Here is a 16617-nt window from a genome sequence, read left to right on the forward strand (position 1 = left end):
CGAGTCGTTTGCCGAGGATCCGGTAGATCCGGTAGATCCGGTGGATCCGAGAGAGCCAAGCCAGCCCGGGGTGCTGGACGTGTCGGCCAGGGCCGGAGCAGCAATTGATGCGGAGAGCGCAATTGTACTGGAAAGGGCCACAGCGAGAACAGGTACCAGTACCTTGTGTTGGACAGACTTCACTTGACACCTTTGGACGATTGGTCGACGGACTCGCTGATTCTAGGGCGGGCCGGAGCCGAGATTGCCCCTGTTAACCAGATCCTTACCTACGCAAACGAGATTGAAACAAACAGTCAGTTCTGTCGTTCTTCCTGCCACACAACAGGTCCCAAGTGTGCTGCATCACTGTACGGTTGGGAGCCGAATAGCTCCTTCTGTGAAGTGGCATCGGCTCGAAGCGGATATAAAGTTGCCGGACTGGCTCGACGCCTGCCCGCCGCGTCGGTTCGACGATGTCTCAACGAGGCGGGCGCAGGCCGTCGAGCACAACAGTGAGTAGATGGCGTGCGCGAGTTTGCCATTCGGATGCCTCGAGGCGGGTGAGGTAGCCGATCAGCAGTATGACGTCGCGGGCGTCCACGTCGGGCCGGATACTTCCGTCGGCCTTGCCTGCGTCGAGGAGCAGCGTCACTGCTTTACCGATCGGCCCGAGGCTGTGCGCTGAAAGGTCTTGCCAAACAGCCACTTCCACGGCTGCGAAAATCCACCGTTTGATCTGGGCGTAGTCGGCGACCCGGTCGAACCACAGTGCCAAGGCCACGGTCGGCTCGTTCTCGGTCAGGAGTGCCGGTGCAGCGGCGACCAGCTGTTCGACCTCGACGCGGTAAACCTCGGTGAGCAGATCTTCTCTGGTCGGGAAGTGTCGATAGAGCGTGCCCTGGCCGACCCCGGCCTGCTTGGCGATTGCGTTGAGTTGTAACTCATCTGAGGTTGCGATGAACTCCCGCGCGGCATCGATGATGCGCATGCGGTTCTCGGTTGCGTCGGCTCTTCGGCGGGAGGAGGTCATCGGGTCCCAACCGTACTCGACTGGCTAAGCGGACACATGTCCGCTACCGTGAACTCACCTAAGCGGACACGTGTCCGCTACGAGTGAGGGAGTTCTTTTATGTCAGATCTGCGCGGCAAAGTTGTTGCGATAACCGGCGCGAGCAGTGGCATAGGGGAGTCCACTGCGCGCCTGCTTGCCGAGCGTGGAGCAGCAGTTGTGCTCGGCGCCCGTCGTGTCGACCGGCTGGCGAGGATTGTGGACGACATCAATGATCGAGGCGGTCGTGCGATTGCCTGCGCAACGGATGTGACCGTGCCGGACGATCTCAAACGTCTTGTCGCGCGGGCGGTTGAGGAATACGGCCGCCTTGATGTCCTGGTGAGCAACGCGGGTATCAGCAAAATCGGGCCGGTCGCCGACCTCGATGTCGAGGGTTGGTCAGCAATGATCGACGTGAACGTTCGAGGTGTGCTGCACGGAATCGCGGCTGCATTGCCGGTCTTTCGGGACCAGGGAGAAGGCCATCTCGTGACAACGGTGTCGACGTCCGGTCTGAAGATCGTCCCGAATCAGGCGGTATACGCAGGCACTAAGAATGCGGTCCGGACTCTACTCGAGGCGCTTCGACAGGAATCGACAGACGGCGTACTGAGGACAACATCGATCTCACCGGGCATGGTCAGCACCGAACTCGCCGATTCGATCAGCAACGACGAAGTGCGGGCACAGATCAGACGGAGTATGAGTGACTTCGGTCTCGACCCGGCGGCAGTCGCCCGAGCCATCGCTTTTGCCATCGAGCAACCGAGAGAGGTGGAGATCGGCGACATCGTCCTTCGTCCGACGTTGCAAGCCTAGGAGCTACAACCAAGGGCCCTTCCAGTGGCGCGTTGGCGGTCGCATATTCTGCCCGCAGCACCCCGGAAGGAACGTTGAGCAGTGATACAGGATAAGCAGTGACCGCGCTCCGGCCGGTCACGTTCCACTCGGTGATGCGTGGTTTGGGCCCTTCTGCTGCCGCTGGTCAACCGCGCGAGATGTTTCGGGCGGGACTCGGCATCTTGATCGGCCTGGGTGTGGTCGGGTTGCTGCTACTGGTGCCGGGTGTGGATCAAGAGCTCGGGCTGTACATGATTGCGCCGTTCGGTGCGACAGCCGTTCTGGTGTTCGCGGCGCCGAGTAGTCCACTGGCGCAACCGTGGCCCGCGGTTGTCGGTAATACGATCTCCGCGGTTGTCGGTGTCGCCGTGACCCTGCTGGTACCTGATGTGACGTTGCGGATCGCGCTTGCCGTCGGGCTGGCGGTGGCCGCAATGATCTTGGTGCGCGCGGTGCACCCGCCTGCAGGCGCGGTCGCGATGACGGCCGCGTTGTCCCCGGATGCCGTTGATGCCCTGGGATTTCGGTTCGCTCTCGCGCCAGTCGCCGCCGGTACCGTCCTACTCGTGGTCCTTGCGGCGGCGTATGGACGTGCGACCGGAAGGCACTATCCGTTCCGGCAGTTCGATGCAGCTCCGCCACCCGCGGAAAGACTTGGTCTCAGCGAAGACGAGCTGTCCGGAATCCTTCAGCACTACCGGCAGACGCTGAACCTCGGTGTCGCCGACCTTGCCCGGTTGATCGGCGCGGCAGAACTACAGGCCGCGAGTCATCGAACCGGGCCGTTGAAGGCCGACGACGTCATGTCTCGCGACCTGGTGACCGTGCCGCCGGATGCAACGCTCGATGATCTTGCGGAACTGTTTCGGCTGCACGGGTTCACGTCATTGCCGGTGGTGGATCACGGCGGCGGATTCCTCGGGGTCGTCTTTCAGATTCACTTGATAGTTCGGCTCCAGGATCCGGAAGCGCGCGGAGGATTCGGGAAGCCGACGTTGCGGTGGGCAGATCGCCGTGGGGAGGTGATCAGAGCGCGCGACCTCATGGCGGTCGAACCGGCCGTCGCGTCACCGACGACACCGGTCGCTGCAATGCTGCCGTGGCTGTCCGAGAGTGGTTGCGAGGCAGTGCCGGTCCTCGATGGCAGGGCACTCGTCGGCATCGTCACCCAGACCGACTTGATCGCGGCTCTGGCACGGCAGACCCTGATCGGACAAGTGCCGCTGTGAGGATGACGCCGACCATCAGGAATGCCGCGACGTAGCCGGCCACTGCTGCCCAACCCCCGGCCGTATAGGCAAGACCGCCCAGCGCCCCAACCAGGGAAGCCCCGATGTAGTAGCTGAGCACGTACAGGGATGACGCCTCGCCACGGTGTTGCGTGGCGCGCGCACCGACCCAGGCGCTCGCCACCGAATGTGCGGCGAAAAAGCCTGCCGTGAAAAGGGATATACCGATCAGGATCGTCGGCAGCCAGTCCGGCAGGCTCAATGCCAGGCCGGTGATCATGACGCCGATGGCGATGACCAGCACTCGGCGCCTGCCCCAGGAATCGGCCATCCGCCCGGCGACGGCGGACGAGATCGTTCCGGACAAATACAGGGTGAAGACCAGTCCGGCCAAGATCACCGGCAGGTTGAACGGACTGGCGATCAGCCGATATCCGAGGAAGTTGTAGACGGTCACAAACCCGCCCATCAGAACAAACGCCAGACCGTACAGACATAGTAGGGGTGTGTCACGCAGGTGGACGGCCAGGTTGCGAAGCGTCTTGCGTAGCGAAACCCGTTGGGGAACGAAGTTATTCGACTCCGGGACCAGTTTGATGAACGCCACCGCGAATCCCAGTGCCACGAGAGATGCCAACTGTAGCGCCCACTGCCAGGCGGTGATGTCGATCGCCAGGGTGGGGATCATCCGCCCGGTCAAACCGCCGATCGTGTTGCCCGCGACGTAGGTTCCCATCGCTGTGCCAAGGGCACGCCCATCGATCTCTTCGGCAAGGTAGGCCATCGCGACTGCGGGAACCCCTGCGCACAACAAACCCTGGACTGCCCGGCCGGTAAGCAAGATCTCGAACGTCGGACTCCAGGGCAGCACAAGTCCCAGTAGGGCGGCGCTCACCGCTGAAATCGACATCACCCGCACCCGGCCGAAACGTTCGGACAAGACACTGGCCGGGATGATGGCGATGGCCAGCAGACCTGTACTGACCGAGATCGCCAGAGCAGACGTGGCCGGCGAAACACCGTAGTGCTCCGAGAAAATCGGGAGCAGACCCTGCACGTAGTAGAGGGTCATGAAGGTCGCCGTTCCGGCTGAAAAGAGGGCCAAGGAGGCTCGCCGATAGCCCGGCTCACCGAGACGATATCCCGCAGGCTGCACTTCGGACTGTGGGACGGATGTGTCGGATGCGCTCACTGTGTCTACGGTTCCATGTGTTCGATTCAATAGGAAATGAATCATATGATGATGGCTAATGCGCGAAGTGCATAAGGAGGACGGATGGCTGCGGACTGGTTCATCACGCTTGCCGAACTACAGAACGTCTCGGCCGCGGCCCGTCGGCTCCATTTGGCCCAGCCGACTTTGTCTCGAATGCTCGGTCGCCTCGAGCGCGAGGTCGGGGTGGCACTGTTCGATCGGCACGCCAAACGGCTGCAACTCAATGCGTTCGGCGAGATCTACCTTCGCCACCTTCGTCGTGCTGTCGCAGAGATGGATACCGCGAAGTATGAGATCGCCCAGTTGGCCGACCCGGTCGAAGGGTCGATCGACCTGGCATTTCTGCACTCGTTCGGAGTCTGGCTGGTACCCAGCCTGATTGGCGACTTCCGCCGCGAACGGCCGTCCAGGGTGGCGTTCACGCTTACGCAGGGCGCCGCCGATCCGGTGATCGAGCGTGTGCTCACCGGGCCCGCGGACATGGCCGTCGTGTCGCCGCGTCCGCTCACCACCGAAGTCGGGTGGTCGCTGATCATGCGCCAGCGGTTGGCACTTGCGGTGCCGGCGGACCACCCGCTGGCGGTGCGCGACGAGATAACCGTCGTCGAGGCGAGCGAGGAGTCGTTCATCACAGTGGCGCAGGGGTACGGAATGCGGCGGATCCTCGAAGAGCTCTGTGCCGACGCCGATTTCCGGCCCAACATCACCTTTGAGACCACTGAGCTCGGGACGGTTGCAGGCCTGGTGGCCGCCGGATTGGGGGTGGCCATTCTTCCGGTCGAGGGCAATCCCCAGCTGCCCCCGGGTGTGGTTCTCATCCCCTTCGTCGGTGAAGAGACGTCGCGCGAGGTGGGGCTGATCTGGAAACGCGACAGCGCAATGAGTCCGGCGGCTTCTCGATTTCGGGACTTCGTCACCGAGTGGGCGAGATCGGCGGACGCCTGATCGACGAGATCGTCAGGCCGCGATGTTGCGCTTCTTGGGCCGGATGCGGTGCGGATCGACATCGAAATCCTCTTCGGCGAGCCCGAAGGAGATGATCCGCGTCGGGTGGATGCGGATGATCGGGCCCGCAGCGCTGCGTGGTTCGACCTGCTCGGCAGTGCCGCGGATCTCGAGGCAACGCACCCGCCAGGGGTCCCGGGAGGCGATGTCATCGACCACGAATGCGACCGTGGGGTTGGCGGCGAGATTCTTGTATTTCTGACTTGCCGCCATGTTGAACCCGGTGATGTCGATTGTGCCGAGGTCGATGTTGCACGTGAAACCAACAGGATTCACCTGTGGGTTTCCTCCTGGCTGGAGCGTCGCCAAACGTCCCAGATCCTGCGTCGCAAGGTATTCGATCTCGTCGTCTGTCAACGTCATCTTGTTCCCCATCTCGTCGTCGGCAGAGTTGCTGTCCACAGTTTCCGACTTCAAGTGGACTTGAAGTCAACCCGAGATGGGGTCGACAGCTACATGGACTTCACGGCCGCAATAGCCCCACCGTCGACGAGGAGGTCGATGCCGCTGATGAAGGTCGCGTCGGGGCCGAGCAGGAACGCGACAGCAGCGGCGATGTCGTCGGGGGTACCGAGCCGCTTCGTGGCAGAGCGTTCGACCATCATGCGCATACCCGCACCGCTTTCACCGGCGAGTTCCTGTTGTCCCATCGGGGTCGAGATGACGCCGGGGCTGACGGAGTTGATGCGTGCCCCGCGTGCGCCCCACTGTCCGCTTGCGGCCTGCACGCGAAGTGCGTTGGCGCGCTTGGCAATCGCATAGTTGACGCCGGGCTCGAGGTCGGTGCGCAGGAACGGCAGTTGCAGCAGCTCAGTGGTCGGGGTGCGGGCAAGGGCCTTCTCCTGCTCGCCGTCGAGCCCTCCGGCACCCAGGTATCCCGACATGCTCGAGATCACCACGCCGGCGCCACCGGGCGCGATGATCTGCCCGAATGCGTCGAGCGACAGGGCGACTCCGAGGAGGTCCACCTTCAGGATGGATTCCGAATCTGCCTGTGTCGGAGACAGTCCGGCGGTGTGGGCGACCTCGGTGACGGCACCGAGTGAGGCCGCGGTGTCGGCCAGGGTGGCAATCGATTCCGGAAGCCCGACATCGACCTGCTGCGTCGTCACCGTATGGCCTTCGCCGCTGAGGGTTTTGGCTGCGGCAGCGAGGGTTTCGGTGTTGAAGTCTGCGAGCAGAATGTGCTTGCCCGGGCCCTGTCTGCGGGCGACCGCGAGACCCATTCCGCCGACCCCGATGACAACCAGCACGTTCTTGTCCATCACTGCACTCCTGTACTCGAAGGTGGCTGGGTTGCCGCCTCCCCTGACCTGTCGACGATCGACTGCACCGGTGTGCGCGAACCAATTGCCGACATTCTGCAGGCTACTGCTTTAGTCGGGCATCAGCGCAAGTCTGCGGTAGCTGAGCGCGAAATCCGAGCCCATCCTGACGATCTCGATACGCGCGGGTGAGGAGAAAACGCCGCGGGCCTGCTCTTGGGTGCATAGGTTGTCGTTTGACCACTTACGTGTCCGGGTGCCCGCGCCGGGCCTCAACTGAGCAGAGTCGGAGATCTCTATGGCTACCTTTGTGCTGGTACACGGCGGAGGACATGGCGGTTGGTGCTACCAAGCAGTCGCGCGACTGCTTCGGTCTGCGGGCCACGACGTCTACACGCCGACACTGACCGGTCTGGGCGAGAGATCGCACCTCGTATCCAAGGATGTGAACCTCGACGTCCAGATCACCGACGTGGTCAACGTTTTGGAGTTCGAGGATCTGCACGACGTGATCCTGGTGGGCCACAGCTACGGCGGGATGATCATCACCGGGGTCGCGGATCGTGCCACCGCGCGGATCGGTCATCTGGTGTATCTCGATGCCGCCAATCCTGAGAACGGTCAATCGCTTGCCGACGTCGCAGGACTGCTGATGGAGGCATCCCGGTCGGTCGGGCGAGTGGTGGACGGCGTCGAACTCGTGCTGTTCCCGGGCACCGATCCGATGGGGTACTACGGCGTGACAGACCCCGATCAGATCGCCTGGATGAAGCCGAAACTCACCCCGCATCCGTGGGCCTGCTTCGAACAGAAGTTGTTGTTGGACAACGAATCCGACATTCGCGAGATTCCGCAGTCACACATCGTGTGTACCGCGACCCTGCCGTTCCGCGACGTGGCAGCGTTGCAGGCCGCATCGGACGGGCGGGTGTGGGATATCGACACCGGCCACGATTTGATGATCTCCGAACCCGAAAAGGTGACCGAAATGCTGCTTCGGGTGGTTTAGTCCGCCACCTTCTTCCCCGGGAGCCGGCGCGGAGGGAAATATTCCCTTGGTGGGCACTCTCGGGGATGAACTTGTCCATGTCCTGCCCAACTGGTCAGTTGGGCTGGTCAAACGCATGTGGTCGACACTTATACTCGATCCGAATCGCGTGGCCGGGGGGGGTCTGGCCTGCAGTGGGGGAGACTGAGATGAGCAAATTTCAGGCTGATGTCGACGAGTTGGTACGGCTTGGCGGGGTCTTACATGGACTTGCGGCGGAAGCGGCCGCCTTGCGGGTCGGACCGGCTGCCGGTCCGTATTCGTCCGTTCAAGGAGGAATCCTGGCATCGGTCGCCGAAGCATCTTCGATTTCGGGTGATCTGATCGATGGTGCACTCGTGCCTGCCCTGGACGAGCGCCTTGGCGAGACCGGGGACGTGATGATCAATGTCGCCTGCCAGTTCCGAGCCGTAGACGAACAGTCGGCAGCCAATCTCGCGTCGACATTCACCGCAGCAACCGGTGACTGGAACCCGGAGGAACCCGTCTGATGGTGACCAGATCACAACTGGCGGCGTTCAACCCGGCGACGCTGACCAGCATTGCTGATGCCTGGACGGCGCTGGGTGTCAGTGCAGAAGCCCTGTTCGAGCGGTATCAGGCCGGCGTTACAAGAGCGGGCGAAATCTATTGGGAGGGTACGACCGCTGAAGCCGTTCAGGCTCGCGCAACCGCAGATAAGACCGCCGTCGGAACGGTCGCGGATGCGCTCGACGCGGTGGCGACGACGGCAAGGCAGGGCTTCTACGAGATCGATGCACCCTTGCAGCGCGCCAGGGCCGCCATTCTGGCCGCAGAGACCGACCGTTTCACAGTCTCGGAATCTCTGGCGATCACCGACAGTGAGTCCGATCCTGACGATGACCGGGTCGCCCTGCTCGCCGAACGTGTACGTGAGTTGAACGACGCCGTCACCGCGACCGTCAATGCCGATGAGTCCGTCAAGGGGCAGTTGTCCGGCGCGCGTGAAGGACTCACGGCGACGTTCACCTCAGCCGCCACATCGGGCGGGGGACAGGGTCGGGTTGACGGTCGGGCCCTGGCCAACGACCCCTCCGCGTTGACTCCGGAGCAACTGCGGCGCATCCAAGAAAGCGCGCACCTGACTGACGCGCAACTCGATGCACTCGCTCGCGGCGAAACCGCTGCCATCCCGGCATCGCAGATGGAGTACCTGAATCAGCTGAGTACGGCGCTGGACGGCAAGTCACCGCAGGAGATTCAAAACCTGCTTTCGAAGTTGTCGCCGGGTAACCAAGCAGCAGTGGCGAATTCGTTGCAGATTCTGTCGAATGAGAAGGTGACAGCCTCAGTGCGCGGCGATGTGGAGGTTCCGACCAACGGTGGACTCGACTGGTTGCCGACTGGGATGAAGGAATCGCTGACCCGAGATGATCTGACGGTCATCGGCTTTGAGACCGTCGGAAGCAGCGTGCTACCGAGCGTGGCTCTGAATGGCGTCGCCGACAACAAAGCGATCGCCGGAATCGTTGCGAAGGGCGACGGTAGGTATCAGAGCGGCTCTGCGCTCGACAGCGCACTGCTCGACGTCGGGCGACAGTACCTGGATGCACAGGTTGCGCACGAGCAGAGTCCGAACAGCAAGTTCGAGTACTTCACCGTGGATGGACGTGGCACTCAGGACATGGCGATCACCGAAGAAATCTTCAGCGCGGTGGGCGGCGACAAGATTGCTGTCGAAGCGGCAGTGGATGATTCGGGCCATGGCGGTGACTTTGTGAAGGATGTGCTTGCGCACAACTGGACTGACGATGGCAAGGCAGCGTCGACGCTCTTTCAGTTCAACGAAGGCGACGCGACGATAGAAGACCATGCCAACGCGAACGATGTTGCGACAGCGACCCGTACGGGCAACATCATGGAGGCCGTTGCGCGTGCGTCGAGTACGGACCAAGCGTGGGAGTATCTGCGGAACGTTCCAGGTGCCGACCAACAATCGGCCGGACAACTCAACCCTGAACTAATGCAAACAGTTGCCAGCAGTATGAGCCCCTACGTGGGAATTATGGCGGGTGGTGGCAGCGACATTGCCGACGGCTTTGACCCGGGGGGATGGTCAGACCCTGATGGGAATCTGAACTTCTTCGGCTCGGCAAATGTGTTCGCTTTGATGAACACGGATGCAGTGGCAGGGACCACGTTTACGCAAGCCGTAATCGGGGAGCAACTGGCGGCCGAAGGGCGATATGCATCCGACCCATCGTCACCCCTTGCGGAAGGGAATCTGTTGAAGGTTGGGGCCCTACTCGGTCTCACGGATAAAGGCATGCTTCTCGCGATGCAGGATCAATATAACGACGAGGCCGCCCACGAGGAAGAAATATATGCACGGAAAGAAGGTGCATTCACAGGATTGATGGAAGTACTGTCCTTCGGGGTGGACAAGGTTCCCGGCGGGGAGTTTATAAATCTGGCGAAGGATGCGTCGGGTGACATTTTGCAGGAGGCAGTTATTGGCGCGGAGCCAGGCGATCCTAGAGAATCGGCCGTAAGCGGACCAAACTTCTCTCGTCAGGCGTACAACATACTGAATGTGACTCCCGACTTGCCTCCCGAATTTAGACTCAAATACCGAGAGTTCTTCGATGGCCAAGGCAAGTTGATGAGCTGGGACGAGGTGGTTGACAGTGGACTGCCTGTGACTTCCGCGGCGGCGGGATACGACAGCATGCTCCAGGAAGTGTACAAAAGTGAGACCGTTGTCCAGAACATCCGGAACGGATACAGCGACGCAATACGCGACCACACAAAGAGTGACGACAAGGACTCCGATGGCGGTTAGTCGGGTTTGGCGGGTTGCAATCCTCACGGCGTGCAGTGTTTTGGCCGTGACGGCGTGTGGTGATGGGGCCGATTCCTCACCAGCGTCGTTGAAGTCTGAGAGGTTTACAAACTTCACGCCACATATCTGGTCGGCGGAATCCGGTATCGATTTGTTTGGTCGTGGATCGGAGTTGATACGGGCGGCGAGTGAAGCCGGGTTCTATTGGCCCGCTATTGAAGAAATTGATGATTACTACCCGGGATTCATTTCGGCTTTGGTTCCGGAACAAGGCAACTTTGCTCGCACTCGTTGGGAGACTCGAGCGGAGTATCTGGACGCGCTCGACGAGACAATGTTCCTTCATATTGCGGACTATTCTGAGAGTGAATCGCGGGTGGCAGCGACGGTATGCCACTACACGCTTCACTCGACGCCGGGATCTAACGAGGTCGACCCCCCGAGCCGCGCATATCGGATCGTTTTGGAGAACGTAGGCGAGTCAAAGGGGACGCCGGGCGTGGTCGACCATGACGCGGCGCACGGTTCAGAGGAACAGCAGACACCATCGTGGAATGTCTTCGGGTCGTGGAAGATCAGGCTGGGGCAGGTCTTCTTTGGTGGGACTCAGGAGGCTCCGACCAAAGATGGGTTCTTCATTCCGCAGGAGTGCCGAGATTGGTGGGCGGAGAGGTTTCCAGGATTGGCACCGTTGGAACCCGGATCCCCTTATCAGACACAACCACCGGGGTTTGTAGCGCCGGTGATGCCGGTGGGAGTGCAGTTTCCGGGCTGGATCGGTCCTTCGAACGTGGCGTAGTTGGTGAGGGCCCCGGGATTGTTCCTCGGCAGGAGGCAACTCAGGGGGATGAAGTTGGGTAGAAATCGTGGCTGGCTGGTGAGCTTCGCCAGTGATCAGTAACCGAGAGCCAGGGGAGTCCGATGGTGGTTAGTCGGGTTTGGCGGTTAGCGTCCCTCGCCGCGTGCGCAGTCCTGGGCGCGGCTGCATGTGGAGAACTGGATGTAGAGCGATTGTCGGCCGAGCCTGAATCATTCAGCAACTTCACGCCACATGTGTGGTCGGCGGAATCTGGTTCCGATTTGTTTGGTCGTGGATCGGAGTTGATACGGGCGGCAAGTGAAGCGGGCTTCTACTGGCCTGCGATCGAAGAGATCGATGACTACTTCCCTGGTTTCACGGGCGCTCTGGCTCCTGGGCAGGAACCCTTCACACTCGCTCGTTGGGAGGACCGATCAGAGTATCTCGCTCCGATAGACGAAACGGTCTTCTTGCATATCGCCGACTACTCAGAAACGGACACAGTGATATCGGCGTCGGTCTGTAGTTACATGCTGCACTCGATTCCGGGGGTGGACGATGTAAATCCGCCGACCGGTGTGGATCGAATCGTGTTGGAGAACGTTGGCGGGTCAACGGGCGCGGCCGGTGTGGAAGATGTCGATCCGGATCACGGAACCGAACTGCAGCGGTCGCCGTCATGGAATGTGTTCGGGTCATGGATGATTCGATTGGGCAAGCCGATCTTTGGCGGTACCGAAGGGGCGCCGCGGGACGACGGTCTCTTTGTTCCGCAGGAGTGCCGAGATTGGTGGGCGGAGAGATTTCCGGGACTGACGCATCCGGATCCTGATTCGCCGTATCAAGAGCAGCCTCCAGGATTTGTGGCGCCAGTTATTCCTGTGGGAGTGCAGTTTCCGGGCTGGATCGGGCCTTCGAACGTGGCGTAGGGGCTTGAGCCGCCAAACTCGCCCCGTAATAGTGTGGCACTCAAAGGATCTCGTTCGGAATGCTCAGTACAGCCCGGGAAAATACTCCTTGCGAATGTGTGTTCGATTGGGTACGGTGGAGTCAGTCGACCACAAGTACGCCGTATCTGACGCCTTCCCCGCAGAGACACTCCGGTCGACGCCCCCGGTTTGCTCTCTCCTTGGAAGGTGCTGTGCTATGCGACTTCTCGAGATGGTCGACGAATTGGTTGACCTGGTCTTAACCGATGATGCAACTGCCACGCTGGGTATGGCGAAGGATCTGATCACCCTGCGTAACGCGACGGAGCATCAGCTCGCGGTGTGTGCTGCGGTGATCGACGAGTCGGGCATCGCCCGTAAGGCCGGCTCGACAACAGCAAAGTTGCTGCAGGCCAACGGTGCTGCACCAGTATCTGCGTACCGCTGGTTACGCATCAGCGCAGGCTTGATGGGTCTGGATCGTACCGCCGGGTATTCGCGGGACGGGTTCCTGTCCTCCGAACACGTGGACGCGGTGGTCAAGGGCGTCGCCCATATCGTCGGCCGGTCCGAGGATCCGGTGACACCCGAACAGCAGGTCGGATTTGAGCGGAAACTGCTGAACCACACCATTTCCGGAGCCGCACCAGCTGAGATCGGTGCAGAGGCCCGCGCGCTGGGCAACGAGGTGGCCAGGGACACCGGTGGTCCGCCGCCGGCTGAGGACCGGTCGCTGAACAGTCTGGACTATGCAGTCCGTGAGGGTCGATGTGTCGGTACGTTCGATGTGGATGCGGTGATCGGGGAGAAGTTGTTTTCCGCGTTGGACTTCTGGTCCAAAGCCCGTCCTGAACCCGACGGCTCGGATGACAGTCGAAGCCCCACCCAACGCCGAGCCGATGCGCTACATCAGTTGTTGGATTGCGGTGGTGGTGGACAAACGCTGGTGTCGGCGCCGCGAACCGAGGTGATGGTCACCGTGCCCGCCGATCATCCCGAGGCTGCCTCGCTGCCGTGGATGGGTCCGATCACCGAAGCAACCGCCGCTGCGTTGGCGTGCGATTCATCAATCACCTCGATCACCCTCGACGGGCAGCAGGTCCCGATCAACCTGAGACCACCGAAACGTTTGTTCACCGGACTGGTCCGTAAAGCGATCATCATCCGCGACACCTGCTGCGTGAAATGCGGTGCGAAGGCGGGCTGGTCGGACTGCCACCACATCGTGCACTTTGTCGACGGCGGCCTCACCACCCTCGACAACGGGTGCTTGCTGTGCCGCACCTGCCATATGGCTGTTCACAACACCGGGTGGGACGTGATCATGGGATCCGACGGACACCCGTGGATGATCCCGCCCGCCGACATCGACCCGCAACGAAGACCGCTACCGGCCTACAACCGGCGAACCCTGACTCTCGCCGCCTAACCGGCGACCACCCCGGATCCGCTGCCGCAACGAGATATTGGCAGCGGCGGACGAGCCATCTCCATCAGTCGCATCCGACCACGCGTCGGGACCGCGCACGAACTCTTGACAACTCCACAGTGTGAACGACCATTGGTGCTGCCGCCCGGCGGCCGGGCGGCAGCACCAATGCGCCATCTCGATCTAGTCCGCGTATGACTCGTTGAGTTCGGCGATGGTCATCTGTGAGGAATCGGTGATGATGTCGAGGATGTTGCCGTATTCCGGTGAGTCGGAACTGACGATGGATACGTGGTCTTCGCCCTTCAACAGGACGAGTTCGCCGATGCCGCCGCGACGGTCGACCTCTTTGATGTACCGCTCCGACAGGTTCGGTGGCACCAGGGTGTCGGCTGTGCCGTGGACCGCGATCACCGGCATGGTGACGTCGATGTTCTGGATGGGATCGACGGAGGCGTACCGATCGGGAACCTCTTGCGGTGTCCCGCCGAGCACGGTCACGATGCGGTCATTGCCGTGATTGGCGGCGTAGACCATGTCCAGCGGCCCGGCCAAGGAGACAACCCGCGTCGGACGAAATTTGGGACTGTGGCCGACCTCGTTGGCATTCAGCTGATTTCGCGTTCCGGCCCACATGGCCAACTGCGCGCCTGCGCTGTGGCCGACCACCAGCTCGTCATCGACGGTGATTTGGGGGAACTGCTTGTCGATCTCCGGTACGAAGTCGAGGGCGTTGGCGACATCGGTGAAGGTGGTCGGCCAGCCACCTCCGGAACCGACGCGGCGGTACTCGATGTTGTAGACGGCCATACCGCGTTTGGCCAGGTCCAGCGCGTACGGGCGCATGGTCTGGGCATCGAGCGCCGACTTCCAGGAGCCCCCGTGGATCAGGACGACGAGCGGCGTCGAATCGGTGGTCTGCTCGCCCGCGGGCAAGTAGAGATCGCCCCAGTTCTGGTCGGGGTCGGCGCTGGGGGAGGCGTCGTATGTGAGTCGATGAACGGTGATCTCGTCGAGCGTTTCCGCGGTCGACGATGGCGCGGCCACCGGAGTCGGTGCTGTGCTGGTACATGCACAGGCCGCGGCGATCACACCGATGAATCCGATAGCAGTGGCCACCGTTTTGAATAGCTTCATGGGAATAGTAAATCGCAGCTGCCCGGAGGGCTCCCAAAAGGCCGCTGTTTTGTAATCGCTAATAACAATGAATTGATGTGGATCCGGGAGTGCCTCTCGCACAATGACATTTGTCATGTCGGATTCGTGACATCGACAGTGTGATGACTGCGGTAATCAGCGCATGATCAATTCATGAGCACAACAGCGATTGAATTGCGTGGACTGACAAAGTCCTTCGCCTCATCCGGCGGGCCGGTGCGGGCCGTCGATGGTGTTGATCTGCAGATCAATGCCGGAGAGGTGGTGGCGTTTCTCGGCCCGAACGGGGCGGGTAAGACGAGCACCATCGACATGATCCTCGGACTCTCCCAACCTCAGTCGGGAGATGTCAGCATCTTCGGTCTCAAACCGTCCGTCGCCGCCGGCAGCGGACGAATTGCCGCCGTGATGCAAACCGGCGGCCTACTACCCGATTTCACGGTCTCCGAAACGGTCCGGGTGGTTGCCGCGTCCTTCGGTATCAGCTCATTCGGCCACGTCATGGAACGAGCGGGACTCACCGCCATCGCCGAGCGTCAGGTCTCGAAATGTTCTGGCGGTGAGCAGCAGCGGTTGAAGTTCGCGTTGGCGCTGTTGCCTGATCCGGATCTGATCGTTCTCGATGAGCCGACCGCCGGAATGGATGTCGAATCACGCCGCAATTTCTGGGCGACCATGCGAGCCGACGCCAAAAACGGCCGGACCGTGGTGTTTGCGACTCATTATCTGGAAGAAGCCGACGACTTCGCCGACCGTATCGTGATGATGGCCCACGGCCGAATCGTTGCCGACGGTTCGGCTGCGAGTATTCGGGCACAGGCCAGCGGCCGCAGCGTTTCGGCAGTTCTCGGCGGCGACGATTTGGCCCGCACAGTGACGAAATTTCCCGAATTGGCAGACGTCACTGATCGTGGGGGCCGAGTCTTCCTGCGTACGCAGGACTCTGACGAGCTTGCCCGATATCTGCTCACCGAGACCGGGGCGCGCGATGTCGAGATCACCTCGCACAACCTCGAGGACGCCTTCGTCGCACTCACCAGTGAAGACTCGCAGAACCCCGAGAGGATCAAACGATGACCACCCTTACTCCCCCCGCAGGCGGGCTCTTGCGTGGCTTCTCCCTCACCTACATAAGCCTCGATCTGCAGCGGGTACTGCGGAATCGGCGTGCGCTGATCTTCACCATCGCGATTCCGACCCTGATGTATGTGATCTTCGGGGCAAACGCCAGCGACAGCGGTGACAAGATCGGCAGCGCGAACACCGCCGCATACGTGCTGATCCATATGGCGGTGTACGGCGCGATCCTGGCCACCACAACCACAGCTGCATCTGTTGCGATCGAACAGCAGGCCGGTTGGACGCGAACACTGTTGATGACTCCGCTGACCCCGGCGTCCTACGTGCTGTCGAAGGTGGTTGTTGCCCTCACGGTGGCAGCGATGCCACTGGTGTTGCTCTCGGTGGTCGGTGTCTTCACCGGTGCCAAAGCGCCGGTGGGGCTGTGGATCCTCTCGATACTGCTCGGGTGGCTCGGATCGGCGTTGTTTGCAGCCTTCGGCCTGGCCGTCGGCTTTGCCTTGCGGAGCGATGCCGCAACCCAGGTGCTCGGTGGCGTGCTCACCCTGTTGGCCTTCGCGGGCAACCTGTTCGTCCCTCTCAAGGGTGCAATGCTGACGTTCTCGATGTTCACTCCGATGTTCGGTATCGGAACACTGGCGAACTATCCGCTCACCGGAGGTGAGACGGCGGACGGCGACCACATCTCATTGCTCGTGGTATTCGCCAACATCGTGGTGTGGGGCGCCATCTTCGGATACGCCGCAATTCACTACTACCGCAAAAGCACGACGCGTCAATAGG

General features: G+C 61.4%; 16 protein-coding genes. 11 read left to right on the plus strand and 5 right to left on the minus strand.

The annotated features are described in order from the left end of the window. Nucleotides 1-460: 460 nt before the first annotated feature. Entirely contained in the window at nt 461-970 is a 510-nt protein-coding gene (locus AC1TQG_RS09355) for a TetR/AcrR family transcriptional regulator (RefSeq protein ID WP_482136643.1), read from the minus strand. Nucleotides 971-1111: 141 nt separating this feature from the next. Here AC1TQG_RS09355 and AC1TQG_RS09360 point away from each other — a divergent pair, with 141 nt between their 5' ends. Beyond that, nucleotides 1112-1852: an SDR family oxidoreductase gene (locus AC1TQG_RS09360; RefSeq protein WP_482136644.1), complete on the plus strand. Its 741-nt coding sequence runs from the start codon at nt 1112-1114 to the stop codon at nt 1850-1852. A 134-nt stretch (nt 1853-1986) separates the two neighbouring features. Next, nucleotides 1987-3102, plus strand: a complete 1116-nt coding sequence (locus AC1TQG_RS09365; protein WP_482137305.1) for an HPP family protein — start codon at nt 1987-1989, stop codon at nt 3100-3102. Here AC1TQG_RS09365 and AC1TQG_RS09370 read toward each other — a convergent pair. After that, nucleotides 3038-4339: an MFS transporter gene (locus AC1TQG_RS09370; protein ID WP_482136645.1), complete on the minus strand. Its 1302-nt coding sequence runs from the start codon at nt 4337-4339 to the stop codon at nt 3038-3040. The genes AC1TQG_RS09365 and AC1TQG_RS09370 overlap by 65 nt on opposite strands. Nucleotides 4340-4378: 39 nt before the next feature. Between AC1TQG_RS09370 and AC1TQG_RS09375 the strand changes: the two genes are divergently transcribed. After that, complete coding sequence (locus AC1TQG_RS09375) at nt 4379-5263, plus strand: LysR family transcriptional regulator (protein WP_482136646.1); 885 nt, start codon at nt 4379-4381, stop codon at nt 5261-5263. Nucleotides 5264-5275: 12 nt separating this feature from the next. Here AC1TQG_RS09375 and AC1TQG_RS09380 read toward each other — a convergent pair whose 3' ends face one another. Further along, entirely contained in the window at nt 5276-5686 is a 411-nt protein-coding gene (locus AC1TQG_RS09380; protein ID WP_482137306.1) for a PPOX class F420-dependent oxidoreductase, read from the minus strand. 89 nt (nt 5687-5775) lie between these two features. Beyond that, nucleotides 5776-6588 (minus strand): SDR family oxidoreductase, encoded by an 813-nt coding sequence (locus AC1TQG_RS09385; RefSeq protein ID WP_482136647.1) that lies wholly within the window; start codon nt 6586-6588, stop codon nt 5776-5778. Nucleotides 6589-6886: 298 nt separating this feature from the next. Between AC1TQG_RS09385 and AC1TQG_RS09390 the strand changes: the two genes are divergently transcribed. The 6 genes from AC1TQG_RS09390 to AC1TQG_RS09415 all read left to right on the plus strand — a co-directional run bounded on the left by AC1TQG_RS09390 (nt 6887) and on the right by AC1TQG_RS09415 (nt 13596). Continuing rightward, nucleotides 6887-7597 (plus strand): alpha/beta hydrolase, encoded by a 711-nt coding sequence (locus AC1TQG_RS09390; protein ID WP_482136648.1) that lies wholly within the window; start codon nt 6887-6889, stop codon nt 7595-7597. Nucleotides 7598-7785: 188 nt separating this feature from the next. After that, nucleotides 7786-8127, plus strand: coding sequence for a hypothetical protein (locus AC1TQG_RS09395; RefSeq protein ID WP_482136649.1), 342 nt, complete (start codon nt 7786-7788; stop codon nt 8125-8127). Continuing rightward, on the plus strand, nt 8127-10439 hold the full coding sequence (locus AC1TQG_RS09400; protein ID WP_482136650.1) for a TPR repeat domain-containing protein: 2313 nt from the start codon (nt 8127-8129) through the stop codon (nt 10437-10439). The genes AC1TQG_RS09395 and AC1TQG_RS09400 overlap by 1 nt, the downstream gene beginning before the upstream one ends. A gap of 88 nt (nt 10440-10527) precedes the next feature. Further along, nucleotides 10528-11238, plus strand: coding sequence for a hypothetical protein (locus AC1TQG_RS09405; protein WP_482136651.1), 711 nt, complete (start codon nt 10528-10530; stop codon nt 11236-11238). A gap of 212 nt (nt 11239-11450) precedes the next feature. After that, entirely contained in the window at nt 11451-12167 is a 717-nt protein-coding gene (locus AC1TQG_RS09410; RefSeq protein ID WP_482136652.1) for a hypothetical protein, read from the plus strand. 217 nt (nt 12168-12384) lie between these two features. Further along, nucleotides 12385-13596: an HNH endonuclease gene (locus AC1TQG_RS09415; RefSeq protein ID WP_482136653.1), complete on the plus strand. Its 1212-nt coding sequence runs from the start codon at nt 12385-12387 to the stop codon at nt 13594-13596. Nucleotides 13597-13779: 183 nt separating this feature from the next. Here the strand turns inward: AC1TQG_RS09415 and AC1TQG_RS09420 are convergent, their stop codons facing one another. Further along, nucleotides 13780-14733 carry an alpha/beta hydrolase family protein gene (locus AC1TQG_RS09420; RefSeq protein WP_482136654.1) on the minus strand — a complete coding sequence of 318 codons (954 nt, stop codon included), beginning with the start codon at nt 14731-14733 and terminating at the stop codon, nt 13780-13782. A 174-nt stretch (nt 14734-14907) separates the two neighbouring features. On the opposite strand from AC1TQG_RS09420, the gene AC1TQG_RS09425 reads away from it, so the two are divergent. Both AC1TQG_RS09425 and AC1TQG_RS09430 read left to right on the plus strand, forming a co-directional pair. Further along, nucleotides 14908-15831 (plus strand): ABC transporter ATP-binding protein, encoded by a 924-nt coding sequence (locus AC1TQG_RS09425; protein WP_482136655.1) that lies wholly within the window; start codon nt 14908-14910, stop codon nt 15829-15831. After that, nucleotides 15828-16616: an ABC transporter permease gene (locus tag AC1TQG_RS09430; RefSeq protein ID WP_482136656.1), complete on the plus strand. Its 789-nt coding sequence runs from the start codon at nt 15828-15830 to the stop codon at nt 16614-16616. Before AC1TQG_RS09425 ends, AC1TQG_RS09430 begins: the two co-directional genes overlap by 4 nt. Nucleotide 16617 lies beyond the last annotated feature (1 nt).

This window comes from Williamsia sp. Y844 (assembly GCF_056786475.1).